23 protein-coding genes are annotated in these 23,735 nt (G+C 54.2%); 13 read left to right on the forward strand and 10 right to left on the reverse strand.

The genetic code is table 11. The features are described from left to right. Positions 1-327: 327 nt before the first annotated feature. A complete protein-coding gene (locus J0A66_RS01590; RefSeq protein ID WP_206572008.1) occupies positions 328-2,460 on the forward strand; it encodes a TonB-dependent siderophore receptor in 2,133 nt (710 codons plus the stop codon). 173 nt (positions 2,461-2,633) lie between these two features. On the opposite strand, the gene J0A66_RS01595 is transcribed toward J0A66_RS01590, so the two are convergent. The 3 genes from J0A66_RS01595 to J0A66_RS01605 all read right to left on the reverse strand — a co-directional run bounded on the left by J0A66_RS01595 (position 2,634) and on the right by J0A66_RS01605 (position 5,462). Continuing rightward, the gene (locus J0A66_RS01595) at positions 2,634-3,140 is read right to left on the reverse strand and encodes a GNAT family N-acetyltransferase (RefSeq protein WP_206572009.1); all 507 of its coding nucleotides are present in this window, start codon (positions 3,138-3,140) and stop codon (positions 2,634-2,636) included. Positions 3,141-3,144: 4 nt separating this feature from the next. Next, positions 3,145-3,561 carry a VOC family protein gene (locus tag J0A66_RS01600; protein ID WP_206572010.1) on the reverse strand — a complete coding sequence of 139 codons (417 nt, stop codon included), beginning with the start codon at positions 3,559-3,561 and terminating at the stop codon, positions 3,145-3,147. A 113-nt stretch (positions 3,562-3,674) separates the two neighbouring features. Next, complete coding sequence (locus tag J0A66_RS01605) at positions 3,675-5,462, reverse strand: thiamine pyrophosphate-requiring protein (RefSeq protein ID WP_206572011.1); 1,788 nt, start codon at positions 5,460-5,462, stop codon at positions 3,675-3,677. A 646-nt stretch (positions 5,463-6,108) separates the two neighbouring features. Here J0A66_RS01605 and J0A66_RS01610 point away from each other — a divergent pair. From J0A66_RS01610 to J0A66_RS23670, 6 genes are all read left to right on the forward strand, one after another. Next, positions 6,109-6,474, forward strand: coding sequence for a hypothetical protein (locus J0A66_RS01610; protein ID WP_206572012.1), 366 nt, complete (start codon positions 6,109-6,111; stop codon positions 6,472-6,474). 179 nt (positions 6,475-6,653) lie between these two features. Beyond that, positions 6,654-6,980 carry an ArsR/SmtB family transcription factor gene (locus J0A66_RS01615; protein ID WP_206572013.1) on the forward strand — a complete coding sequence of 109 codons (327 nt, stop codon included), beginning with the start codon at positions 6,654-6,656 and terminating at the stop codon, positions 6,978-6,980. Continuing rightward, on the forward strand, positions 6,977-7,387 hold the full coding sequence (locus tag J0A66_RS01620) for an SRPBCC family protein (protein WP_206572014.1): 411 nt from the start codon (positions 6,977-6,979) through the stop codon (positions 7,385-7,387). Before J0A66_RS01615 ends, J0A66_RS01620 begins: the two co-directional genes overlap by 4 nt. An 11-nt stretch (positions 7,388-7,398) precedes the next feature. Then, a complete protein-coding gene (locus tag J0A66_RS01625; RefSeq protein WP_206572015.1) occupies positions 7,399-7,785 on the forward strand; it encodes a hypothetical protein in 387 nt (128 codons plus the stop codon). Between the two features lie 150 nt (positions 7,786-7,935). Beyond that, the gene (locus J0A66_RS01630) at positions 7,936-8,499 is read left to right on the forward strand and encodes a sugar O-acetyltransferase (RefSeq protein ID WP_206572016.1); all 564 of its coding nucleotides are present in this window, start codon (positions 7,936-7,938) and stop codon (positions 8,497-8,499) included. A gap of 15 nt (positions 8,500-8,514) precedes the next feature. Further along, positions 8,515-9,441 carry a DUF2268 domain-containing putative Zn-dependent protease gene (locus J0A66_RS23670; RefSeq protein WP_206572017.1) on the forward strand — a complete coding sequence of 309 codons (927 nt, stop codon included), beginning with the start codon at positions 8,515-8,517 and terminating at the stop codon, positions 9,439-9,441. 31 nt (positions 9,442-9,472) lie between these two features. Here J0A66_RS23670 and J0A66_RS01640 read toward each other — a convergent pair whose 3' ends face one another. Next, positions 9,473-10,138: a glutathione S-transferase N-terminal domain-containing protein gene (locus tag J0A66_RS01640; RefSeq protein WP_206572018.1), complete on the reverse strand. Its 666-nt coding sequence runs from the start codon at positions 10,136-10,138 to the stop codon at positions 9,473-9,475. A gap of 125 nt (positions 10,139-10,263) precedes the next feature. On the opposite strand from J0A66_RS01640, the gene J0A66_RS23675 reads away from it, so the two are divergent. The 3 genes from J0A66_RS23675 to J0A66_RS01655 all read left to right on the forward strand — a co-directional run bounded on the left by J0A66_RS23675 (position 10,264) and on the right by J0A66_RS01655 (position 12,979). Then, the gene (locus J0A66_RS23675) at positions 10,264-10,728 is read left to right on the forward strand and encodes an AsnC family transcriptional regulator (RefSeq protein ID WP_206572019.1); all 465 of its coding nucleotides are present in this window, start codon (positions 10,264-10,266) and stop codon (positions 10,726-10,728) included. A gap of 139 nt (positions 10,729-10,867) precedes the next feature. Further along, positions 10,868-11,767 (forward strand): hypothetical protein, encoded by a 900-nt coding sequence (locus tag J0A66_RS01650; protein ID WP_206572020.1) that lies wholly within the window; start codon positions 10,868-10,870, stop codon positions 11,765-11,767. A 57-nt stretch (positions 11,768-11,824) separates the two neighbouring features. After that, a complete protein-coding gene (locus J0A66_RS01655) occupies positions 11,825-12,979 on the forward strand; it encodes a P1 family peptidase (RefSeq protein WP_206572021.1) in 1,155 nt (384 codons plus the stop codon). On the opposite strand, the gene J0A66_RS01660 is transcribed toward J0A66_RS01655, so the two are convergent. From J0A66_RS01660 to J0A66_RS01670, 3 genes are all read right to left on the reverse strand, one after another. Continuing rightward, complete coding sequence (locus J0A66_RS01660) at positions 12,973-13,440, reverse strand: PA2404 family protein (protein WP_206572022.1); 468 nt, start codon at positions 13,438-13,440, stop codon at positions 12,973-12,975. The two genes, J0A66_RS01655 and J0A66_RS01660, sit on opposite strands and share 7 nt — an antisense overlap. A 2-nt stretch (positions 13,441-13,442) precedes the next feature. After that, positions 13,443-14,594 (reverse strand): PepSY-associated TM helix domain-containing protein, encoded by a 1,152-nt coding sequence (locus J0A66_RS01665; protein ID WP_206572023.1) that lies wholly within the window; start codon positions 14,592-14,594, stop codon positions 13,443-13,445. 240 nt (positions 14,595-14,834) lie between these two features. Next, positions 14,835-17,189: a hypothetical protein gene (locus J0A66_RS01670; protein ID WP_206572024.1), complete on the reverse strand. Its 2,355-nt coding sequence runs from the start codon at positions 17,187-17,189 to the stop codon at positions 14,835-14,837. A 486-nt stretch (positions 17,190-17,675) separates the two neighbouring features. Between J0A66_RS01670 and J0A66_RS01675 the strand changes: the two genes are divergently transcribed. Then, positions 17,676-18,770, forward strand: coding sequence for a helix-turn-helix transcriptional regulator (locus tag J0A66_RS01675; protein ID WP_206572025.1), 1,095 nt, complete (start codon positions 17,676-17,678; stop codon positions 18,768-18,770). Between the two features lie 56 nt (positions 18,771-18,826). On the opposite strand, the gene J0A66_RS01680 is transcribed toward J0A66_RS01675, so the two are convergent. Next, complete coding sequence (locus tag J0A66_RS01680) at positions 18,827-19,279, reverse strand: nuclear transport factor 2 family protein (RefSeq protein ID WP_206572026.1); 453 nt, start codon at positions 19,277-19,279, stop codon at positions 18,827-18,829. Between the two features lie 155 nt (positions 19,280-19,434). Here J0A66_RS01680 and J0A66_RS01685 point away from each other — a divergent pair, with 155 nt between their 5' ends. Further along, positions 19,435-21,885: a helix-turn-helix domain-containing protein gene (locus tag J0A66_RS01685; protein WP_206572027.1), complete on the forward strand. Its 2,451-nt coding sequence runs from the start codon at positions 19,435-19,437 to the stop codon at positions 21,883-21,885. A gap of 16 nt (positions 21,886-21,901) precedes the next feature. Here the strand turns inward: J0A66_RS01685 and J0A66_RS01690 are convergent, their stop codons facing one another. Then, positions 21,902-22,189 carry a type II toxin-antitoxin system RelE family toxin gene (locus J0A66_RS01690; protein WP_206572028.1) on the reverse strand — a complete coding sequence of 96 codons (288 nt, stop codon included), beginning with the start codon at positions 22,187-22,189 and terminating at the stop codon, positions 21,902-21,904. Next, positions 22,179-22,430, reverse strand: a complete 252-nt coding sequence (locus J0A66_RS01695) for a type II toxin-antitoxin system Phd/YefM family antitoxin (protein WP_206572029.1) — start codon at positions 22,428-22,430, stop codon at positions 22,179-22,181. Before J0A66_RS01695 ends, J0A66_RS01690 begins: the two co-directional genes overlap by 11 nt. Positions 22,431-22,586: 156 nt before the next feature. On the opposite strand from J0A66_RS01695, the gene J0A66_RS01700 reads away from it, so the two are divergent. Then, positions 22,587-23,732, forward strand: a complete 1,146-nt coding sequence (locus J0A66_RS01700) for a cupin domain-containing protein (RefSeq protein ID WP_206572030.1) — start codon at positions 22,587-22,589, stop codon at positions 23,730-23,732. Positions 23,733-23,735: the final 3 nt, after the last annotated feature.

Below are 23,735 nucleotides of genomic sequence, written 5' to 3' on the forward strand. Positions count from 1 at the left end.
ACATGTATACGATTCATACGGGTCTGCTTTTTGTGCGTGATAAGTGACAGATCGATTACCAAGCCTCGAGCCTGTTGCGATACGTTTCAGCCCTCGCGTTAACCACGTGCTGCCACTTCCTGTTGAAACCTGTCTGTGTCTAGGAGTGACCAAACCCGATCTGAGAAGCTGATTAACCGAGGTTGGTTAGGCAGAAGGAACGGGAGGGTGGTATGTGAGATGAATCCGTTACGAATGACAAATGATAATAATTACTATTTGAAGTTAGACTTGTGATCTTTATAATGTCGCCTTGCTCAAACACACTAAACCATCAGAGAACACATTATGACCAACAAGCCGCTCTTTGCGTTATCCCCTGTAATGTTGGCGTTTGCCGTTCATGCCCATGCACAACCAGCTAACAAAGCGGCGACCCAGGCGGACAACCAGGAAATGGAAGTCATCCGTATTGTCGAAAGCCGCACCCAGCGCTTCAGCTCAGGGGCGACGGGTCTGGGCCTTGATAGTTTCGACACCCCTCAATCCCTGTCGATTCTTGAACAGGAAACCATTTCCAACTACAACCTCAGTGACATCAACAGCCTGTTCAAACAGGTCACGGGTATCAATGTTGACCAAAGCGAAACCGATCGTACTTATTTCAATGCCCGGGGTTTTGACATTACGAGTATGCACATTGATGGTTCTGGCATACCTTTTGGTGACATTTTTGTGGGCGATCTGGATACCGCTATCTATGAAAAAGTCGAGTTCATTCGTGGCTCCAACGGACTGATTACCGGGTTAGGAAACCCCTCAGGAACGGTCAACTACGTCAGAAAACGCCCGGGCAACGACACGCAGGCAAGTATCGCGTTAACCCTGGGGCGCTGGTCAAACGTGCGGGCGGTTGCCGATGTCTCAACCCCCTTAACCGAATCGGGCAGTTGGGCTGCACGGGCAGTGGTGGTTCATCAGGACAAGGAAAGCTGGCTGAATCTTTACGAAAATAACAGAACCGTCCTCTACGGTGTAGTCGATGGGCAGGTGAGTGATTCGGTAACGCTGACCTTTGGCTATAGCCATCAGGACAACAACAGTGACGGGGTGACCTGGGGAGCGGTGCCGTTAATTTATTCTGACGGCAAGCAGCTGGATTTTTCTGTCTCCACCACTACGGCGATGGACTGGACTTATTGGGATACTTTGAACCAGACGGCCTTCGCAGAGCTGAGCTGGTACATCAATGACAACCTCAATTTCACCAGTAAGCTGAACCATATCCGGTACGAAGATCAGTCTGAGTTATTTTATACCTACTCAAACACCGGCCTGGAGCGGCAAACCGGGCTGGGCATGCTTGGCTACCCGGGTAAGTTCTCGGCGGAGGACGAAACGCTAATCTGGGACAATACCCTTCAGGGCACCTTTGAGGGCTGGGGCAGGCTGCATACATTCAACCTCGGCATCAGCCTGGCAGATTCTAAAACCAGCGACCTAGATTCAGGTGCGTTAAGCGGTTTCGATGTCATGCCCCCTTTCCCCGGCTGGGTGGGTAATGAAGTGGCAAGGCCGGCCTGGGCCGAACCCTATGAAGCCGGCTTTACTGATATTTCCCTGAACCGTTTCTATGGTGCAGTGCAGTTGGCCGTGTCGGAAAATGTCGATCTGGTGCTGGGGGCAAGCTTCGTTGATTATGAAAACGAGGGGGAGGCCTGGGGAGCCTCTACGTCGACAACAGAAGACGGCAGCAGCCCTTATCTGGGCTTCACCTGGGAGGTCACGGAGGATGTTAATCTCTACGGCAGTTACAGCGACATTTACCAGCCTCAGTACTATCTGAACGAAGATCTTGAGCCTTTAGGGTCTGCGCAAGGAAGCAGCCTTGAGGTGGGCGTGAAGAAGCGTTTTGCCAACAATTTCCTGGTCAGCCTGGCCCTGTTCAGAACCGAACAGGAAAACCTGTATGAGTTTATCGAATACGGTGACGGCGATGGTGTCGAGGACGATGACTATTCGGATGACTTCGATTACGCCCTTTACCAGGGGGTAACGGTGGATTCGAACGGCATCGAGCTTGAAGTGTCAGGGAAAATAACCTCCGAATGGTCGCTGCAGGGTGGTTTAACCCTGCTGACCATGGACGACAAAAACGGTGAGGACGCCCGGACCTTCATTCCACGCAGAACCTTCAAGCTGCTGGCGGACTATTCCCCTGACTGGCAAGAGAAACTGAACCTGGGTGTTTCGCTACGCTGGCAAAGTGAAATCTATTTTGATTCCGCGTACGGACGCATCTCTCAGGGCAGCTACGGATTGCTCGGCGGCTATGTTCAGTATCGTTTCAATAAGCAGCTTTCCCTGAGTCTGAACCTGGATAATGTCACAGACGAAGAGTACCTCAGCTCGGTCAGAACCGAGCAGGCATTCTACGGTTCACCCACTAACTACAGCCTGACCCTGAACTGGGACTATTAACCTCTGTCCTGCATCAGCGTTGCGCCCCCGCAGCGCTGAGCCGGCTGGCTTGGACTCAAAACGCCCGGTGTCTTAATCCGATTGGTATAACGGGCGTTTACCCTTCAGGAACTGGGAAGGTGTAAAGGGCTGTCCGCAAATGCGGATGCAACTGTGTTAAGGCTGTGCATGCTTCAGGACAACTGAATCTCATATCGCCATACCTCAAGGTGAAATATTCCCTCAGGCGTTTCCAGCTCACTGATCATGGTGCCGGTCCGATTCCAGCCCGACTTTTGGTAGAATCGTGCGGCCCGTGCATTACCAATGGCACAAGCAAGCCACGCGAGCTGAAAACCTTGCTCTTTTATCCGGCTCAGGGCGTCAGCATTCAGGCTTGCTGCTACCCCCGCACCGCGCCCCGGGGCTGCCACGTAGAGTTGATACAACTCGTCGTCTTTGACCATGCTAAAGCCTAACAAGCCATTTGCTGAGTCGGCAACACGCACGCTTTTCAGTGCGTGGACTAACCGTTCGGCAAAGGATTCAAGTGTTCTGTGGCGCGCCAACCCGGACGGTAATATTTCAGCATGGGCATCTTGCCATCCGTCAAACCAGATCTGGGCCAGGGTTGGGATGTCGGAATCCTTTGCGTCGCGAATCGTTATACGGCCTGAACCTTTGGTTTCCTCCCTAGTCATTGCTTCACCTCGTCAGCAGCGGATTGGGATGCTCTGCATCGAGGCCGCCTGCCCCATATGGGCGGGTAATGATCTCAAGCAGATGACCGTTGGGATCGTCGAAATAGACACCCCGTCCGTCATCCCAATGATTGATTATGTTAGGTTGTTTGCGAAACGGATCGGCCCAGTAGGTCAAGCCTCTTTGTTTGATGCGTCGGAAAATCTCATCGAATTCCGCCTCGCTCACAAGAAAAGCGAAATGGCGTTGGTCAATCTCGTCATCCGTCTCGACCAGATCCAGTGAGGTGTCATCGACCTGCACCACGGCGAAATGCCCCAGCATCTTATGTGGTGCTAAATCAAAAATCTCAGTGTAAAACTTCGCCGTTGCCTGCTTGTCCCGGGTGACGACGATAGTGTGATTTAGGGTAACGGTCATATTGATATACTTTACATATTGCTGATTAACATGTTCTGACGAAGATAATGAAGCCATCAACTTGCTGCCACAACCAAAATCCGCCACTCCCGGTGACTCTTTTTGCCAGTCTGTCAGGTATTTTTCCCCAGCCAGTTTCCCGAAGCCTGTTTGATCGAGGAGGCGATGACCCCAGCCGCATCAGGGTCGCCTTTGAGTAAAGCCGACAGGTAGGCCTTTACCTGCTCCAGCGTCAGGTGCGGAGGAAGAGGGGGTACATCGGCGTCGGTGCGGGCTTCAATAAGGACGGGCCGCCGTGCATTCAGGGCCTGGTCCCAGGCGGAGCCTAACTTTTCCGGATCGTCCACAAGGATACCCTCAAAACCCAGCAGCTTCGCGTAGTCCGCATAAGGAAAATCCGGCAACGCCTGGGAATCCTTGAACCTTGGGTCTCCGGCCAGCACTCTTTGCTCCCATGTCACCTGGTTAAGGTCGCGATTGTTGAGGACCAGCACCACGAAATGAGGATCCTGCCAGCTCTGCCAGTATTTCTGTACGGTGACCAGCTCAGCATTACCGTTCATCTGCATGGCACCGTCTCCCACCAGGGCGATAACGGGACGCTCCGGATGAGCGAATTTGGCTGCAATGGCATAGGGTACGCCAGATCCCATACTCGCCAGTCCTCCTGACAGGGAAGCCATCATAGTGGGCCGGACCTTCAGGTCCCGGGCGTACCAGTTGGCCGCTGAACCGGCATCTGTGGTGATGATGCAGTTGTCCGGCAGACGGGAAGACAGCTCCCAGAACACCCGTTGGGGATTGATGGGATTGGCGGATTTCATCGCCCTGGCCTTGAGTATTTTCCACCAGTCTCTGACATTCTCTTTGATTTGCTCCTGCCAGGCGCGCTCCTCCTTGTGTTCCAGCAAAGGGATAAGTTCCCTGAGGGTGGCCTTGCTGTCCCCCACCAGGCTCGCCTCCATGGGATAGCGCAGGTTAAGCATGCGGGGCTCGATATCAATCTGTACGCCCCTGGCCTGGCCCTCTTCCGGCAGAAATTCCGAGTAAGGAAAGCCTGAGCCAACCATCAACAGGGTGTCGCATTCCTTCATCAATTGCCAACTGGGCTTGGTGCCCAGCAATCCGATGGCGCCGGTAACATTGGGTTCATCATCCGCAACGACCGTTTTACCCAACAACGCTTTTGCAATCCCTGCCCCGAGCAGGTTTGCGGTCTGCAGCACTTCGTCCCCAGCTCCCAGGGCGCCGGCGCCTACCAGCATAGCGACTCTCTCACCCTGGTTGAGGATATCGGCCGCCCGTTGCAGGTCCGCAGCGGCGGGCACAGTCCTGGGCGGCTGGTAGCCTGCTCCCGAATGTACCGTGCCGTGCTCTCTGGGCGGGGTTTCCACCGCCTCCATGCTTTGCACATCAAGGGGGATAACGACGCAGGTGACCGTCCGTTCCGCCTGGGCAATACGCATGGCCCGATCGATGACATGGCGCATCTGGGCAGGGGCCACCACCATCTGCACGTAGGCGGCCACGTCCTTAAACAGGGCAGGCAGATCGATTTCCTGCTGGTATGTGCCACCCAGCGCATTGCGGCTTTGCTGACCGACTATGGCCACCACGGGCTGATGATCCTTGGCGGCATCATACAGACCGTTGAGTAAATGCACCGCACCCCCTCCCGAAGTGGCCACACAGACAGAGGCCTGGCTGGTGAACTTGGCGTGGGCACAGGCCATAAAGGCAGCCATTTCCTCATGTCTGGCCTGAATAAACCGGATGCTGTCCTGGTGTTTATCAAGTGCACCAAGAATGCCGTTTATGCCCTCGCCCGGATAGCCGAAAACGCGGTTAACGCCCCATTTGGTCAGGCGTTCCACGAGAAAGTCTGCCACTGATTTGCTCATCATTGCCTCCATGTACTGGTGTGGATGCCGGTTACAAAGCAGCATCCATACCAGCGAGTTAGCGGGGGGTAGCAGCCAGCCCTCAGGTGTGATCAGCGCCGGGCTTCGGCTCAGTTTCTGTCAGTAACACTGACCTGTTGGGTAGCGCAAAAAGGGAGACAAATATTCTTGCCGGCGGGCAAAAATTACCTGTCTGCGCCTGACGGCAGTCGGGCGGTGTCAGTCAGCTTGAAAACAGCTAAATAAGGTGCGCCTGGATCCCGCCCGGCATGGCAGCCTATTGCGGTAAAGGTCGTATCAGCCGGCCAGTGGGTTTTGTCTGGCCTGGCAATCAGAGAGTCTTCCCGGCGTAATGGCTGAGTGTTCGGCGGTCTGGCTCCGTGGAAGCCAACGGCAGGGGCTTTTTCCCCTTTGGTCTGCCGTGGCGCGCCCTTTTGTTAATCAGTCAATTACGACAAGACCGATAGACATATAACTAAAAACTGGTTACTGATGGCTGAATGACAGCAGGGAAACTACTGGTCGAATGCAACCCGCGGGAAGAAAATGCCAGGTTGAAAAAGAGTTACATCTGTTAACGAGCAAAACATTCCCGAATCATATTAGAATCATTGTGTGATCAGCGTCTTGCCAGGGAGAGGTTCTCTTGTACTACATTGCAGCCATATTGTTAGTCGTCGTGGGGGTGGCCCATTCCTATCTTGGGGAACGTTACATTCTTATTCGTCTGTTTCGCCGGGATAACCTGCCCAAACTATTCGGCGGCACAGAATTTACCCGCAATACCCTGCGTTTTGCCTGGCACCTCACAACGCTGGCGTGGTTTGGGTTTGCCTCTATTCTGCTCTGTCTGGCCACAGATACCAGCAACGCAAGCGCCATCGCTACCATAGTGGGCATTACCTTTTGCTTGCACGGGCTGGTGGCGCTGCTCGGCTCCAAAGGCCGGCATCTGGCCTGGCCGGTGTTTATTGCCATTGGGCTGGCGACGTTCTACGGTGCCTACGCCTGAGCGCGGGACGCCAATAACCATGGGCTAATGGCCGTTGTCAGTTATTCGCTTATGGATCTGAGTTTGCAGCGCACAAAGGTGCAGACCATCCCAGCCTGTGATACCCGTCCCAAACAGACTGTTGACCAATTCATAACTATTGGGTTATAAATAAATCAATAACCAACGAGTTATGGATTATGATAACCCAAACCCAAGATATCTTGTTTAAAACCCTGGCCGATCCCACCCGGCGGGCCCTCTTCGAACGGCTTTGTCGTGACGGGGAACTGACCGTGGGCGCGCTGACCGCCGACGCGGGCGTATCACAACCTGCCGTCTCCAAGCATTTGGGCATTCTCAAACAGGCGGGCCTGGTACGCGATCATCACCAGGGCCGCCAGACCCACTACCGAGCCCAGCCAGATGCCCTGGAGCCATTGCTTGACTGGACCACCCAAATGGCCGGGTTCTGGCATCGCCGCTTTAATGAACTCGAAGATTTGTTGAAAAGGATGGACCAATGACCAACCCCTCTGCCGATAGTCGCTCCGTGGTGGTCGAACGTGAGCTTTCCCATCCGCCGGAAAAAGTCTGGCGGGCGCTGACCGAACCCATGCTGATTGAGGAATGGCTGATGAAGAACGACTTCATGGCCGTGGTCGATCATCATTTCGACCTTAAGTTTGAGTGGGGCGCCGTAAGTTGCCGGGTGCTGGAGGTGCATCCCCCTGAAAAGCTGGTTTACACCTGGAATGCTGGTGAACTCAGGACAACAGTGACCTGGACGCTGACCCCCACAAACAGCGGAACCCGCCTGCATATGCAGCAGGAAGGCTTTAAAGACGAACAACCCCGTTACTACTCTGGCGCCAGGGCCGGCTGGCCAAGGTTCCTGGAGGCACTGGAACGGGTTTTGACACAACTTGATTGAGGAACAAAACGATGAACATCCTGTTATGGACATTACAGATATTGATTGCCCTGCATACAGCGGTGGGCGCAATCTGGAAGTTCTCCAATTCCAGTGAGCAGACCATGCCCTCTTTTGCGGTGATCCCACAAGGGGTCTGGCTGGCAATGAGTGTGGTTGAGCTGCTTTGCGCACTGGCGTTGGTATTGCCGTTGCTGAATAAGTCCCTGGCGTTTCTGGTGCCGGTTGCTGCAGGTTTGTTGGTGGCCGAGATGTTGCTGTTCTGCGGATTGCAGCTGTATTTTGCTGAGGGTCAGTATTCTCCGCTGGTGTACTGGCTTATTGTGGCGGCCCTGTGCAGTTTTGTTGCTTACGGGAGGATGGTGCTGGAGCCATTGAGCCAAACGGCAGCAGCCTAAGCGCTTGCGTCGTATTGGTAGAGGCTTCACACGGTCAGGCAACTGGCGTCCTGAATCAGGCAGTTGGTCCGTTATCTGTTGGGTGCCAGGTTATCTTGCATTACCCTTCCGGTGGTCAGGCAATTCTCGGTTTGTGTAAGGACGATACAAATGAGTGAAAAACAGAAAATGCTGGCCGGAGATATGTATCAACCTGCCGATCCCGAGTTGATGAGGCTCAGGCAACACTGCCGCCTTACACTGGAAACATTCAACCGGACCAGCCACGCGGAGCCGGATAAACGTGCAGATATTCTAAGGTCACTGTTCGGCACCACAGGAAACCATCTTTACGTTGAGTCTGTGTTTAGCTGTGACTACGGCGAAAACATTCATGTGGGCGAAAATTTCTATGCCAACTTCGGTTGCGTGATTTTGGATGTGGCTGAAGTCAGGGTTGGCGATAACTGTATGCTGGCACCGCAAGTGGGCATTTACACGGCTTCCCACCCCCTGGACCCTGTTGCACGTAACAGTGGTCGGGAGTTTGCCAAACCCATCCGATTTGGTGACAACTGCTGGATAGGCGGCATGGCCGTGATCAATCCGGGCGTGACGCTAGGCAAGAATGTGGTGGTGGCTTCAGGCTCGGTGGTGACAAAAAGTTTTGGCGACAATCTGGTGCTCGCCGGAAATCCGGCAAGAGTGATTAAGCGAATTGAGTCTCGGCCATAAGTAGAGACAAGCTCAGTGAATTCCACCTCATTTACGGCTTTAATGCTGATATTGTTTTCAGCCTTGGCGGTGTCGTCGGGGGCGTTGGCAAAGGTAACTATTGTCACCCAAGATGTTGATCTCTTTTATCGTATCTATGATCAGGCAGGCGGTCAGCCCACTGCCGAGCAGTTACAACTGGAGTATCTTGATCAAGGTTCAGAGGGGCTGAAGCGGTTTGCCGTATTACGAAGAGTGACGGGGGAACGCATCGCCGCTGCCTTAACCAAGAAACCCCAGCTCTATATCGATGCAAAACGTTGCCTGGCTGCGCTTTCGCCGGCCAGACAACGTTTGGCAACCGCACTGAATACGCTGGGCGAGCTTTATCCCCAGGCCCGTCTTCTGCCTGTTACCATCGCTATTGGACGCGGCTCGCCGATGGCCATCGGTGCGCCTGACTCCGGCATCCAGGTAGGGCTTGAGGCACTCTGTGCCATCGACTGGTTTAGTCCCGATGTTGAAGACCGAATCGTCTATGTGCTGGCGCACGAGTACGTCCATGTGCAACAGGTGGCGGGACGGGCATTGAGCGAAAAAGCCAAGCCCACGGTGCTGGAGATTTCTTTGCTTGAAGGGATCGCCGAGTTTGTCGGCGAGCTGATTGCCGGACAGGTGGCCTATTCCCACCATGCGGTTGCCACTAAAGGACGAGAGCTGGAGATAGAAACCCGTTTTGCCCACGAGATGCATGAAACGGATCTGACCGCCTGGGTTTATAATGCCACCCTTGAGACGCCGGGAGATCTGGGTTACTGGGTGGGTTACAGGATTGCCAAGGCCTATTACCTGAATGCGGCGGACAAGCGCCAGGCTCTGTCTGAAATCCTGGAGATGGCCGACGCGGAGGATTTCCTGGCCAGAAGTGGATGGTATCCCGGGATTAACTTGCTTCAGGAGTAGCCCCCGCCAGCATTAAACGGGGGCGGATTGCCTAGGGATCGTTACGGTATCCCGGCAGATAGATAGGTTCCTGATCATAGGCCTTACCCATCCAGTCGGCCACATGGGGGCGGGTCAGCAACCTGTCCATCCAGGCCCGCACCAGTGGCCAGCGTTCATCTGGCTGGTAGTGGGAACTGAACCTTATGACCGAGGGAACAAAAGCCATATCGGCCAGGGAGTAATCCCCAACCAGATAGTCACCCTCATTATCCTGCAGAGCATGCTGCCAGAGCGTGTAGATCTTCTCAATGGCGCCTTGTTCGTCAGTGGACAGGTTTTTTTTATCCCGATAGAAGCTGCTTTCAAAAGACAGGCAGGGACAAATCCGACCGAAGGTGGAGTGCTGCCAGGCCATAAAAGATCTGGCTTTGGCCCGCCGTTTGATGTCACCGGGTAGCAATACGCCGCCGCCCATTTCATTGGCATACTCCATAATTGCCAGAGAGTCGTAGATGACTGTGCCATCATCGACCAGCACAGGGACGGCGGCAGGAGGTGAAAACTCGCCGATCCGGGCAAGATTCTCCCAGCGTTGGGGGCGGCGGATATCCACCATTTGTTCACTGAAGTAGATTCCCGCCTCTTTCAGGCTCAGCCAGGCACGAAAAGCCCAACTGGACGCATTGTAATTACCTACATACAGGGTTCTTGCCACGTGCATTCCTCTTTTACGATGTTCGGCTGCTATTTTACGTCTGACCCTGTTAGTCTTCGCACTAATGTAGGCGTTTAAACGCCTAATTACGGGCGTATTTAGTCTAATAATGGAAGGAGACGGGCGTGGATGCATTTGACCGGGCAATTCTGCAGCGACTGCAGGCCGATAGCCGGGTGGGCACTGAGCAACTGGGCGCGGAACTCGGTCTGTCAGCCTCGGCCTGTCAGCGTCGCATCCGTAAGCTCAGGGAACAGGGTATCATCCGCGGTGAGATAGCACTGCTGAACAGTGATAAGCTGCCCGGCCATTGCACGGTGATAGTGGATATCAACCTGGAGAAAGGCGGTGAACGGGTACTGGACGAATTGGTTATGAGCCTGCGATGCCATGGGCAGGTGCAGCAAATCTATTACACGGCCGGCGAGACGGATCTGGTAGTAATAGTCGTGGCCAGAACCATGGCGGAATACGACGAATTGTCGAGAAGGCTGTTTATGGCCAACGACAATATCAGAAAGTTTACCTCCAAAGTGGTGATCAGGACCCATAAGGCCGGCCTGACTGTACCATTATATCGAGTTGAGTAACTTTTTTGTTTATGAAACATCCACTTACTATTGGCTTGCCAGTTAATTTGTCACAGTTGGACGTTTGGCGTAGGTTGTCCATCCGACATGAAAGGGCCGGCATCAATATAGTCGTTAGTACCTCGCGAGGCAGAAAACCATGCTGTTATACGCTTCCATTCTGATACTCTGGATTGTGCCCATGCTAATGGGTTTCTGGCATTGGCTCTCTGTACGCAAACGCTCCCTCCGGCAGGCTTCCAGGGCAGGATTGTGGAGATTAACCCTATGCTCCACCCTCTATTGTGTATTGGCATTCAATCTGACGTTCTTTATTCAGGAAGTTTTTCTGGTTCTTCCTAAGGCTTTGACACCGGGGCTGATACCCGTGATCTACCACAACAATCACAGTTGGAGTGGTGAGCATCCGCTCATGTATTTATTTCAAGGCACCGGTGCTCTGGCCACTTTTCTGCTGGGACTGGCGTGTCTTTGGCGGGTGAGAGGAAAACGGCCAGAATCGGCAAACGGCCAGCTTTTTATGTTGTGGATGGCCTTCAGTGGACTGTTCATGGCCCTGCCGCAGCTGGTAATTGGGGCCCTGAACCCCTACAACGATGTGGGCATGGCGATGGATTACTTCCAGCTTAGTCCCACCAGTAAACAGACTGTGGCCTTCCTGGCTTTATTAGCCATGCCGTTGTTTTCCCTGAGCCTGATCCGCCCGTTTATGGCCCTGGCAGGCACTCTTGATCCTGCCTGGCAGAATAAGCCGATGATGCTGATGTATTTTATCCTGACCCTGCCGGCTTTTCTGGCTATACCTCTGATCGTGGCGTACCGGGTCCCCCGTGAAATGGTGGAGGTACTGGCGCTACCTTTAATCGTGCTTCTTAGTGGACTAGTCTGGATGCAGTTCGCGGCGTATCGGTTCGATAATCAGCCCTTGCCCGTTGTGACCCGTCCGCCTTCATGGCGCGTTCCGCTGTTTGCTTCACTGGCACTGCTACTGGTGTTCCAAGTGCTGCTCAGACCTGGCATCGTCATAGCTTTTCATTAGAGCGCTTGTAGTCTTGTGGGGTAGTATTGTGGTTTTTTCCTGCTGGGAGTGATCATCATGAGTCGATTTATTCTGTGCCTGCTGATGTTGAGTGGGGTGGTCACATCACTACAAGCCGATGACAACCGTCAGCGCAGCCGCGACCTGGGTATTGCACCTGGGGTTTTGCAACCCGGAAAACTCAATGCCATTACCGATGTACCCGGCGTGCTGGTGGGGCAGTTCAGCCTGATTGAGGGGACGGATATCCGTACCGGGGTCACTGCGATTCTGCCCCACGGCGGCAATCTATATCAGCACAAGGTGCCTGCCGGACTCTACGTGGCCAACGGCTATGGCAAGCTGAGCGGTATTTCACAGATCCGGGAACTGGGTGAGCTCGAAACACCGATTCTGCTGACCAATACCCTGTCAGTGCCCCAGGCCATGGAGGCTGTTATCGGATGGACCCTTAAACAGCCCGGTAATGAGCAGGTGGTGTCGGTCAATGCGGTGGTGGGGGAGACCAATGACAGCGGCCTGAATGATATCCGTAAGCGGGCTGTAAAGGCAGAGCATGCCCTCAAGGCCATTCTTTCTGCCCGAGCAGGCCCGGTTGAGGAAGGTGCGGTGGGTGCCGGTACCGGCACCATAGCCTTTGGCTGGAAAGGGGGCATCGGCACCGGCTCAAGGCTGCTGCCAGAAAAGCTTGGTGGCTTTACGGTGGGGGTGTTGGTGCAGTCTAACTATGGGGGGATTTTGCAGATGGATGGGTTGCCGGTGGGCAAAACCCTGGGGCAGTATTATCTCAAAGGCGCACTGGACTCTGATAAGGCAGACGGCTCAATTATGATCGTAGTGGCCACCGATGCGCCCTTGTCCGACCGAAACCTGACCCGGCTGGCCAAAAGAGCGGTGGCTGGGCTTGCCCGTACCGGCTCCTCTTTTACCAATGGCTCGGGGGATTATGTGATTAGCTTTTCCACGGCCGAGTCGGTGCGCCGCACACCTGAGCGTCGCAGTGAGGTCAGTACCATCGCTGAGCTGCCCAACGGCCTGATGTCGCCCTTGTTTCAGGCGGCCATCGAAGCCACCGAAGAAGCCATCTACAACTCCATGCTGATGGCCACCGATACCCGGGGAGTGCGAAGCGCTACCGGCCAGGCCAGCCAGGTTAAGGCCCTGCCGCTGGAAGCGGTTAAGCAGATGGCAGAGCAACCCGTAAGCTATTGAACCAGGCCCTCCGGCAGGTCCCAACTGGTCACCCAGGTGTCTCCCTGCCAGTTTTGTACGGTCAGCCACATCTTGTCATCGGCTGTCAGAGTGGGCTTGGCGATAGCATGTACATGCTGACCGTGGCGAGTGCCGTGCAATGTGCCCCCCTCGCCCTGCTGAAGCTCTGCAAGGGGCAGGGCCTGCTCGCCGATATTCAGGTAGGCCTGGCGGATGGAACTGACTTCACCCTTGCTGAACGTCAGCAGAAAATCCTTCACGTACATATCGTGGTGAAAATACGGCCCGTCCTTGTTAAAAGGCATGGGAGTCAGCTCGTAGTCACCCAGTTGTTTGGTCTGCCAGGCTGCCGGAAACTGCGGATTCAGAGACTGATATAAAAACCACACCGGCAGGATCAGCACCAGCGCATTGAGTTTGAACTTATTCCGTTGCCACCAGGTATCTTGCCGTCGTGCCATGATTAACCTTCCTGTACTGTCTGTCCGACAGGCGCGGGTGTCTGTCTCGCGGCCTTCACCGTGCGACTGCCCCAGATTAAAAAGCCGGTCACCGACATGCCGCTGATAATCAAACCAAACACAAACCAGATAGCCTTGGTCCACAGTCCGCCCAGTGTGCCGTAATGTAAGGGATCGGCAATATGGGCCAGGGTCTGCAGGATATCCATCTTATCGGGATTGAGGTCGCCGACCACTTCCTTATTCCAGGGATTGATGGCAAGGAAATAAGACATCTCATCGTAAAACGCATGATCGCCGCCACCATATAGTTTAAATGTGTCGCGGGGATGTTCCGGCATCATCAGGTAGCTGGGGGAAAACTCCGGATAACGCTGTTTGGCAATGGCCATGGCGCCATTCAGATCCAACGGCGGCTGCGGCGGCTGTGCAATATCGGCAGGCAACTGACTGATTTGCGCCAAGGGGGGATGCGGCTCAATATCATAATCCACATGCCAGAGGATGGCCTGTATCAGATACCAGAGGCCGGTCAGACCCATAACCAGTAAAAACCAGATGGACCAGACCCCGGACAGTTTATGCAAATCGGTGAGGAAGGTCTTCTTGCCCTGGCTCATGCGCAATTTGGGCTGGGTAAAAGCACGCCAGAAGCCTTTATACACTATCATTCCGGTGATCACCGCGCCCAGGGTGACAAAGGCCGTCAGGCTGACCAGGTAGTAGCCAATACTGTAACTGCCGTGCCAGGGAAACAACAGCCAGCCGTGCAAGGATCGCATAAAGTTGATAAAGGTGATGCCCTGGTTCACTTCCTGGATCTCACCGCTGTATTGGTTCACGTAGGCAATGGCGACGGGCTTGTCGTGATCGGTAAAGAGCACCCCATTCACCAGATAGGGCTCAAAGCTGACCACGTTGGTCACATCGGCGGTCGGGTAGGCCTGTTTGACGATTTGCACCAGTTCGGCGGCCGGTTTGGCAGGCAGATCAGCCGGATTGGCGGCGCGGGCATTAGGATTGGTCAGCCAGGTGAGCTCATGACTGATAACCGAAATGGTGCCGGTAATGCAGATAAAGCAGAACAACGCCCACACCGGCAGCGACAGCCAGCCGTGCAGTTTGAACCAGAATCTGTTGTTAATCTTTAGCATGCGTTAAACCGTTCACTTTGAACAACCAAGTCCTGTAAAAGAAATCTGGCAGAATATGGGGATGCTATATAAAACAATAATAATTCGCAATAGCAATAGTTTAAAGTGTCGAGCCATAGACTACTAAGTGGATAAGATATTCGGTAGCGAAGCATGCAGAAGCGAAAGGCCACCCGGATGTTACATCCGGGTGGCCTTTATCTAGTAAATGTCTGGCAAAGCGCAGGGCTCAGAGTGCCTTTACAGTATTACGCCTGAAAAGCTTGAAGAGCCGGCACATTTATTTACACCATCTTCACTGGTCCAATTCCAGCTAGAACCGCCGGTGACTTCACCATGGTAGTTGACGCTGATGGAATATGACTCAGTGGTGATTCCCTCATCTTCCTCAAAGGTGCGGGTACCGCTGGTGCTGATCGACGAACCCCCAGCCGTGAAGGTTGCCTTGTGATCGCCCAGCATCAGGCTGTATTCCTTGTAATTCACTTTGGTCAGCGAATAGGTCAGGGTGTAGGGATCTCTGGCACAGCCTTCTTCTGAGGAGGATTCAACCGTTTCCACTTGATAGGCGCCGGCATAATTGAGCACCGACTTGACCGTGAAACTGCGATCGAAGTCCGCCAATCCCTGTTGACCGAATATCAGTGAAGCGGTGCTCTCGTTCTTGGCCTGCAATTTGTAAGTGAGGCTGTAACTGGCTGACTGCCCGGTGTCCAGTACCGGACTATTGGCATTGCTCAGCACAAACTCATTGTTGGCATTAACGGCCTTGTCTACCTTGATTGCCCGTTCGCCCTTATTCAGGACCAGGAATGTCCCATTGGTCTCCTGTTGACCGGGCTTGATCTCCATGATGGCCTCAAGGCTGGGGGTGTCGTTGCCCAGCTCCTGACCATCCCATATAAAGACCAGGTCTGGCACATTGTCGTCATACAGCTTGCCGAGCACGGGAATGTCAACGCTGCCGTCGGCATTCTTCACCCGGAAACTGAAATCCTGATAGCCTTCAGCGGGGATTTTTGTCTCATCCACGAATTGGAAGGTCAGATTGAATTCTGTCGCGCTGCGGGTGCTAATCTGGTGACTGATATTGGTGCCCACGAAGTTGCTGATAAACAAAGTGGAAGCCTCTTCCATTTCGGTTTTTTCAGCATCGATCAGCACCCTATCCAGAATGGACTGAGCTGTTTCCCGGACCAATTCGATAGTGGAGTTGACGAGTGCAGCAAGGCCGCCAAAAAGGGAGTTGTGGGCGTCTACGGCGGACTCGTCCTCGACGTTGTAATCGGACTCAACCGAAAATACGCGGGTTTTGCCGCTGCTGAAGGTCAGGTTTACTTCGTCGACGCTGGCGATACCGGCGTCCTGTCCCTTGGCGTCACTGACATCAATGCCGATAATTTTAGAAGCCACACGCACCACGCAATTTTCCAGTGTTTCGTTCCTGGCCTCATCCAGATTGCCGATGGCGGCAATGGTAACGGCGGTGCCCAGCAGGATTACCGGGACGTTCACCGGGAATACTCCGGCGGCGATAATATAGGCTCCCATGATTGTCGCCAGGCGGGGCCCTGCATCGGACAAGAGCACCAGTGCCGCATTACACTGAGTATCGCTTGCGCCCATCCCGGCCATGGCCAGTTGCATAACCGACGAGGCCTTGTTAGCCGGTGTCCTGCCCAGCAGGTCAGCCCCTGCGGCCTCTTCTGACTGGTTGAAATACAGCATGTTTGCCAGCAAAGCGAGCTGGTCAGCCGGCAGGTCGAGAATGCTCTGCTTGTCGCTGATCAGTTGCTGCAAGGCGCCGGGGGCGAGATCCGGCAGATTGGCCTGCCAGAATGCCACCAGGCTGTCTATTTCGCTGTCCAGATAATTGCGTACATCACTGATAGGGGCGCCGGGCAGCAGATCTGAGGTAAAACTCAGCTGACGATTGTTTACACTGACCTGAAATTCCTGTTGTCCCTCGGCGACTACCGGCACGATAAAAAAGATGTTGTTGTCAACGACCGTGGCCATCACGTTACTGTCGCCGGTAATAAAGCTCAGGCTGGATGGGTCGAGTGCGGGACCGGAGTATTGAAGAACCGCTATCTGGCCAGGTGTCAGGTTGCCGGCTGTCAGCAATGACACGCTGACGGGATTGACAGTGATATTAACGGACTGGGCCCGGCTGTTGCCGGCGGCGTCGGTAGCGGTGGCCGTACAGGTCACAGTGATTTGTGTATCGGTGTCGGGCAGTGTCAGCTCTGTATCACTCAGGGTGCCGTCAGTGCAGCTTAAGGCCACATTGACCTGCCCGCTGTTATCCGAGGCAGCGACACTCAGTGACACGGTATCCTGAGCCCAGTAACTTCCTGCCGTTGTGGCTATCGTCACGACCGGTGAGGTGGTATCTGTGTCGGTAGGCGGTGGCGTGCCCTCATCGCCCCCTCCGCCTCCGCAGGAAATTAAGGTAGTAAGCAATAATGCGGACAGGATCTTCCTGGTCCTGTGCCGGCTAACATTATGACCTTCTGATGGATAGTACATCTGTTTCTCCAGATAATTATTGGTAATAACACCATCGGCTAAGCGATATATTTCAACTTTCACCGGGAACTCTGTAATTCACCTACCCTGGGGCCCATCCTCCTAGGGTGGGCGCAATCCCTGGTGTAATCCCCACCAGAGCATTGCTCAGGTAGCCGGCCGCACTTTCGTGCAATGCTTCCTGGCATAGAGACAACTTATCGCCACTCAAAGATCGCGCCACTTTAAAATAATCATAATAAACAATTGGTTATGATGTTTTTAAGAGGCGATTTCGAGAGGTTGTCAAAGTATTCGACTCACCTGTTCAGGTGAGAAGAAAAGCCGGGGGCTTGCTCAGCAAGGAGTTGTTGCTGTGGGCTCCATCAGTACAGGGGCTGACCATGTAAAAATTCCAGTCTCACCTGAACGGGTGAGATTTTGTGGGTCGTAACGCACAATCCAATTGACAAATCTGGCGCTTGGATTAGCGTATGGCCCCAGCCCTAATCCAATGTTGCAGTTTGGTATAGTATGGTGCAGCCAGAGCAGTCTACAGGCATTTGCCCAGTGCAGTTGTCCAGCCTTATTGGACAGATCTATCAGGCCGGGCTGGACGGTCAGTGGTCAGGGGTGCTGGACGGTATTATTGAAAGCACCGCCTCCAATAAGGCGTTTTTCTTTTTCCAGGAGTTGGATAAGCCCACCCCTTTGCTGCTGGAATTCAGAACCACCTTCGACTTTCCTTACGAGGCTTACGCTGCGTATCAGAAGCGCACCTTGGAAGATCCCCTCTACCAGACCATGGCGAATATGCTGGAAGGGGACAGCCTTGAGCTGACGGGCGCCATTGACGTGGAGGCGTTCGAAAAAACGGCTTTTTATAAAGACTTCTATCTGCCCTTCAAAACCAAATACTCCATCGCCAGCCTGCTGATTAGAGACGCCAGGCACGAGTCTGTTTTTGCCATTAATCGCGGGCAGGAGGATCCCCGGTATGAGGCCCGGGATCTGCAACTGATAAGTTTGCTGACGCCGCACCTGGCCAGGTCGATTCAGCTTTACCGGGACCTGACCCTGTATAAACAGTACGCCAGTATCAGCAAAAGTATCCTGGACCAGACGGACAAGGGCATACTGGTGTGCGACGCCAAAGGAGGCGTGCTGCTGGCTAACGAGTCTGCCAATCGCGAACTGGCCCATGCCAAGGATATTCAAATCCAGGGGAACCGGTTGACGCTGTTTCCTTCCGCCTATGATCTGCGACTGCAGCAATGTATAAGCCAATGCGCCAATTTTCCCACCTCAATTGATTCAAAAGAGTCCATTTTGCTCAATCGCCCGGAGGGGGAATCTCTGCTGCTGGCAGTGACCCCGCTGAACCGACATACCGAATTTGTCGATATTAACCAGCCATGCTGCCTGGTTACCCTGAGCCGTCAGAATGCAGTTAATTGGTCAATGCTGGCCAGAGAGTATGGCTTGACCCCCAAAGAACTGGCGTTGGTCCAGGCCATTAACAGTAAGAAAACGCTCGCCCAACTAACCAGAGAGCAGGGGGTAACGCACAATACCCTGGCGACGCATTTAAAGGCTATTTACAAGAAGATGCAGGTGCATTCACAGGCACAATTAATGGCCACCCTGGGAATGTTCAGGGACTGAGCAGACTATGTTGCCAGGGTGGCTTGTCCGGGGACGGCTGCCTCGTTACATACTGCTCAATGGTCGTAACTCACCACCCGGGTGATCTGCCAGGTATCCCCGTCCCGTTTCCAGATATGCAGGAATTTGAAAACTCCGCAATCCGGCTGGCCGTTTTGTGCCGTATGGCAGAATCTGTGCCGGCCGCTCTGGATCGCGCCGTAGCCGGGAACCGGGTGCACTTCGGTATACTCAGGCAGCAGCTCGCGGGTCAGATCGGAGTCACTGCTGAACAGGTTCATGGTGGATTTGAGATTCTGCTGATAATCGGTGACCCCGGCCTTGTCATGGTAGAACTCCAGATCCTGACTGAGCATTGCTTTCATCGTTTCCAGGTTACGTTGGTTAAAGGCCGTGAAGAGTTGCTTGTCCAGTGCCAGGATTTTCCGGCTTAGGTCATCGCTCTGTTCGCCAGCCAGGATGATGGGGCTAAGCAGCAGAGCCGCAATAAAAAGGGTGCGTGAAAACATCAGGTCTGTCCTTGTTAGGGTTTTGTCCCACAATCACAGAATTCGCCTGACAGGCCAAATCCAAGTTGTTACAAAGTACATCGTGGCAGGCAAAATTCATCTGCGGATAATGCTAAACTGGCAGCTGTTATCAGGTCGCCACAGGGAATCGACCCATGGACACCCTCACAACAGGCAGCGACAACCCGCAGTTGCAACTGGCCAGGGCGCTGGTCGAACAGACCGGCCTGCATCTGTTTCTGACCGGTAAAGCCGGCACCGGCAAGACCACCTTTTTACGTGACCTCAAACAATCGTCCCCCAAACGCATGATGGTGACCGCCCCAACCGGTGTGGCGGCCATCAATGCCGGTGGCGTGACCCTGCACTCATTCTTCCAGCTGCCGTTCGGCCCTTATGTGCCGGGCAGCGAATTGCCTCATCAGCACAGATTCAGCAAGGAAAAGGTCAATATCATCCTCAGCCTGAATCTGCTGGTGATTGATGAAATCAGTATGGTCAGGGCCGATATGCTGGATGCGGTGGACGCAGTGCTCAGGCGACACCGGCGCAGCGATACACCCTTTGGCGGCGTGCAGCTGTTGATGATCGGTGATTTGCATCAGTTGGCACCGGTTGCCAAAGAGCAGGACTGGGCTACGCTCAGTTCCCACTATGCCAGTCCCTATTTTTTCAGCAGTCAGGCCCTGCAGCGGGCGCCCTGGCAGACCCTGGAGCTGCAGCAGGTGTATCGCCAGTCCGATCCGCGCTTTATCCATCTTTTGAACAAGATCCGCGACAATCAGCTGGACGATGACGCGTTGGCGCTGCTTGCCAGTCGCTATCGTCCGGATTTCAGCCCACCGCAGGGCGAGCACTATATTACCCTGACCACCCATAATCACAGCGCCGATGCCATCAATAGCCGGCAACTGGCGGCGCTGGACAGCGCTGAAGTGCAGTTTGCGGCAAAAGTAGAGGGAGACTATCCGGCGCAGAACTATCCGGTGGCCGAGCATCTGCTGCTAAAACCCGGTGCTCAGGTCATGTTTATGCGTAACGACAACCAGGAGCAGCGCTATTACAACGGCAAGACCGGTGTGGTGACCCATCTGGACAAAGAGCAGGTGCGGGTGCGCTGCCCCGGTGAGCAGGATGAGATCCTTGTTACACCGGTGACCTGGGAAAATATCAAATACGCTCTGGACAAAGACTCCGGGGAAATCACCGAGCAGGTCATCGGCAGCTTTACCCAGATGCCGCTGCGCCTGGCCTGGGCTGTGACCATTCACAAGAGTCAGGGGCTGACCTTCGAGCGGGCCATTATCGACGGCCAGGCAGCCTTCTCCCATGGCCAGATCTATGTGGCCTTAAGCCGCTGCAAAAGCCTGGAAGGCCTGGTGCTGCAAAGCCCGATAACAGCAAGTGCGGTGAAGACCGACGAGGCGGTGAGCCAGTTCGCCAGCCACCAGCAGCCGCCCGACGAGTCGTTGTTACAGCTGGCCAGAATCACCTATCAGCAGGAGCTGCTGTTGCAGGCCTTTGACTTTGGCGCGCTGGGATATCGGTTAACCGGCCTGAACCGGGCCTTGCAGGAGCATAAAGCGTTAATCCAGTCCGCCGGCGCCGATCAACTGACGCCCATCAACCAGACCCTGCAACAAGCAGTATTGGCGGTGGCGGTAAAATTTGCCCATCAGTTGCAGTCACTGTTTAACCCACAGTCGGAGCCACAGCAGGATAAAAAAGTGCAGGAACGGGTTACTAAAGCCAGGGAGTACTTTACCGAACAATTGGCTGAGCTGACGGCCTGGCTGCAGGATTTTAGTTTCCAGAGCGACAATAAGGCCATCAGTAAGCAACTGGATAAGGCGCTGGTCAATTTGCGCGAGGCAGTGGCAGTCAAGCAGGCGGCGTTAAACAGCATGGGATCAGGTTTCCATACCAGTGCCTATCTGGACGCGGTGGCCAAGGCGCAGATCGACAAGGCTGCGACGTCCACTGCGCGTAAGACCACCAGTGAACTGCAGATGGCGGATCTTAAGCATCCCAAGCTGCTGGAGAGGCTCAAAGCCTGGCGGGCGGAGCAGGCTAAAAGCGAAGATCTGCCCCACTACCGGATTTTGCACCAGCAGGTAATGTTGCAGATTGCCAATGCCCTGCCGGGCGATCGCCAGACCCTGCTCAGCCTGCGTAAGGTAGGGCCGGCCACAGTGGATAAATACGGGGAGGCGCTTTTACAGCTGGTGGCCGATTATTGTAATGAACAAGGCCTGCAGCCCGGTAAACCGACGCCTGAGCCTGATAAGCCCAAAGCCGATAAACCCAAACCAGATACCAAAGCACAAAGCCTGGAACTGTTCAGACAGGGCCTGAGTCCGGATAAGATTGCCGAGCAGCGGGGCCTGGCGACAAGCACCATCGAAACCCATCTGGCCCACTATGTGGAACAAGGCGAGCTGTCAGCAAAACAGATAGTCGCCCCCGAAAAAATCACCGCCATTCTCGAAGCAGCCGACAGACTGGGTCAGGAAAGCTTTGGCGTCCTGAAACAAGCCCTGGGGGATGACTACTCCTACGGCGAGATTAAGCTCGCCTTGGCGGGTAGGACTAAAAGGGAAGGATGAGTATTCTGGAAATACATCACTCAGTCCGTTTTTTATGGGATGAATAAATTTTACCTTTCTCGCGCTTACCAATGGCAATGACATAGACAAGTAGCTCATTATCAATCACTTCGTACGCCAGTCTGTAGCCAGCCGAGCGAAGTTTGATCTTATACACCGAGTCATAGCCGCTCAGCTTGTCTGCGGGGACTCTCGGCTGTTCCAGTCTTTCTGCTAATTTCTTTTTAAACTGGCTGCGTATGGGAGCGCCTAGTTTGTCCCACTCTTTTAGCGCCGCTGGGAGAAATCGCAGCCTATAAGTCATCCAGAGACACTTCTATGGCCTGGTCTTTGCCGCCGCGCCGCTCTTCCACCAGTTTTGCAAGCTCATAATCCTCAATCATATCCATCAAAGCCTCATAGGTTTCAGCCGGAATCAGGTAGGCTGCGGGCTTGTTGTGGTTTAACACGGCGATAGGGGAACCACTTGCCTGAGACAGCAAGGAGGAGGGATTTTTCTTTAACTCTGAAATGCTTACAGATAAATCGGCTAAAATCTGACGCATGTTAAGCCTTTTTGAGGTCTATATTTGGCTCTTATTTTAGGTCTTTTTTGGTGGCATGGCTAGCCTCTGTTTGAAGAGTCATGCTTGTCGCAGGGAGGTGCATCCCATCTCTCCTTGTGTAAAGATGCGCCCCTGATATCAAAGCAAGCATCCGTCATGTACCAACTCCAGGGCTTCGATCCCCATACTTTTCTGGCCAATTACTGGCAAAAACAGCCGCTGTTAATTCGTGGCGGCTTCGTCGATTTTATCGATCCGCTGGATGAACATGATCTGGCCGGCCTGGCCCAGGAGCCGGACGTGGACTCAAGAATTGTCTCCAACCAGGGGCAGAAATGGCAGGCCAGTCAGGGCCCGTTCGAGGACTTCGAACCCTACTGCCAGGGAAAGTGGAGCCTGCTGGTACAAAGCGTGGATCGCTATCTGGATGAGGCCAGCGACCTGCTCAACGCATTCAATTTTATCCCGCGCTGGCGCCTGGACGATCTGATGGTGAGCTATTCGGTGCCCGGTGGCGGGGTCGGCCCCCATGTGGATCAGTATGATGTGTTTATTATTCAGGGTAAGGGCAGCAGGCGCTGGCAGGTGGGAGCCGCTAAGCCCTTAACCGAACTTCAACCCCATCCGCTGTTGCGCCAGGTTGAGCCCTTTACTCCGATTCTTGATGAAGTCCTGCAAAGCGGCGATATCCTCTATATTCCACCGGGGTTTCCTCATGCCGGCGAAGCCCTCAGCGATTGCCTGAATTACTCGGTGGGGTTTCGCGCCCCGAATCAGCAGGAGCTGCTGTCCTCCTTTGCTGACTACGTATTAGATCAACAAGAGACGAGCCAACGCCATCAGGATCCCGGCCTGAGCCTGCGCGAATTTCAGCATGAAATCACCCGGCAGGACAAAGAGGCCTTGCGGGCGTTAATGCTAAAGGCTTTCGACGGGGAAGGTTTTGACCAATGGCTGGGTAGTTTCCTCAGCGAGGCCGGACCAGCACCATCCGATAACAACCATGAATTTCAAATGGTGACCACTGAGCAGATCTCAGCCCATCTGCAGGCCGGACTGCCAGTTGTGCGCCGCCTGGACGTAGTGCCGCTCTGGCAACAACCCGACCCCGGGCAGACTGACTTGGCGCTATATCTCAATGAATGCCGCCTCCCTACCCGGGTAAGCCTGCGTCCCTGGTTGGATAAGTTGCTGGGCAGCCCCGCCTGGCAATACGCCGGGGATATGCAGGAGGCGGATTTCCAGGCGCTGTGCCTGTTGCTTGAGCGGCTTATCCGGCACGGTTACTGGAGCCTGGGCTAACCG

Source organism: Bowmanella dokdonensis (assembly GCF_017254865.1).
GTDB lineage: Bacteria > Pseudomonadota > Gammaproteobacteria > Enterobacterales > Alteromonadaceae > Bowmanella > Bowmanella dokdonensis.

Bases quoted from the DNA above. Each gene is read 5' to 3' on its own strand.
- J0A66_RS01660 (WP_206572022.1), bottom strand. From the start codon at position 13,440: ATGGCACGACGGCAAGATACCTGGTGGCAACGGAATAAGTTCAAACTC.
- J0A66_RS01600 (WP_206572010.1), bottom strand. From the start codon at position 3,561: ATGACCGTTACCCTAAATCACACTATCGTCGTCACCCGGGACAAGCAG.
- J0A66_RS01630 (WP_206572016.1), top strand. From the start codon at position 7,936: ATGAGTGAAAAACAGAAAATGCTGGCCGGAGATATGTATCAACCTGCC.
- J0A66_RS01685 (WP_206572027.1), top strand. From the start codon at position 19,435: ATGGACACCCTCACAACAGGCAGCGACAACCCGCAGTTGCAACTGGCC.
- J0A66_RS01665 (WP_206572023.1), bottom strand. From the start codon at position 14,594: ATGCTAAAGATTAACAACAGATTCTGGTTCAAACTGCACGGCTGGCTG.
- J0A66_RS01615 (WP_206572013.1), top strand. From the start codon at position 6,654: ATGATAACCCAAACCCAAGATATCTTGTTTAAAACCCTGGCCGATCCC.
- J0A66_RS01590 (WP_206572008.1), top strand. From the start codon at position 328: ATGACCAACAAGCCGCTCTTTGCGTTATCCCCTGTAATGTTGGCGTTT.
- J0A66_RS01695 (WP_206572029.1), bottom strand. From the start codon at position 22,430: ATGCGTCAGATTTTAGCCGATTTATCTGTAAGCATTTCAGAGTTAAAG.
- J0A66_RS01680 (WP_206572026.1), bottom strand. From the start codon at position 19,279: ATGTTTTCACGCACCCTTTTTATTGCGGCTCTGCTGCTTAGCCCCATC.
- J0A66_RS01595 (WP_206572009.1), bottom strand. From the start codon at position 3,140: ATGACTAGGGAGGAAACCAAAGGTTCAGGCCGTATAACGATTCGCGAC.
- J0A66_RS01605 (WP_206572011.1), bottom strand. From the start codon at position 5,462: ATGAGCAAATCAGTGGCAGACTTTCTCGTGGAACGCCTGACCAAATGG.
- J0A66_RS01655 (WP_206572021.1), top strand. From the start codon at position 11,825: ATGAGTCGATTTATTCTGTGCCTGCTGATGTTGAGTGGGGTGGTCACA.
- J0A66_RS01625 (WP_206572015.1), top strand. From the start codon at position 7,399: ATGAACATCCTGTTATGGACATTACAGATATTGATTGCCCTGCATACA.
- J0A66_RS01620 (WP_206572014.1), top strand. From the start codon at position 6,977: ATGACCAACCCCTCTGCCGATAGTCGCTCCGTGGTGGTCGAACGTGAG.
- J0A66_RS01700 (WP_206572030.1), top strand. From the start codon at position 22,587: ATGTACCAACTCCAGGGCTTCGATCCCCATACTTTTCTGGCCAATTAC.
- J0A66_RS01650 (WP_206572020.1), top strand. From the start codon at position 10,868: ATGCTGTTATACGCTTCCATTCTGATACTCTGGATTGTGCCCATGCTA.
- J0A66_RS01690 (WP_206572028.1), bottom strand. From the start codon at position 22,189: ATGACTTATAGGCTGCGATTTCTCCCAGCGGCGCTAAAAGAGTGGGAC.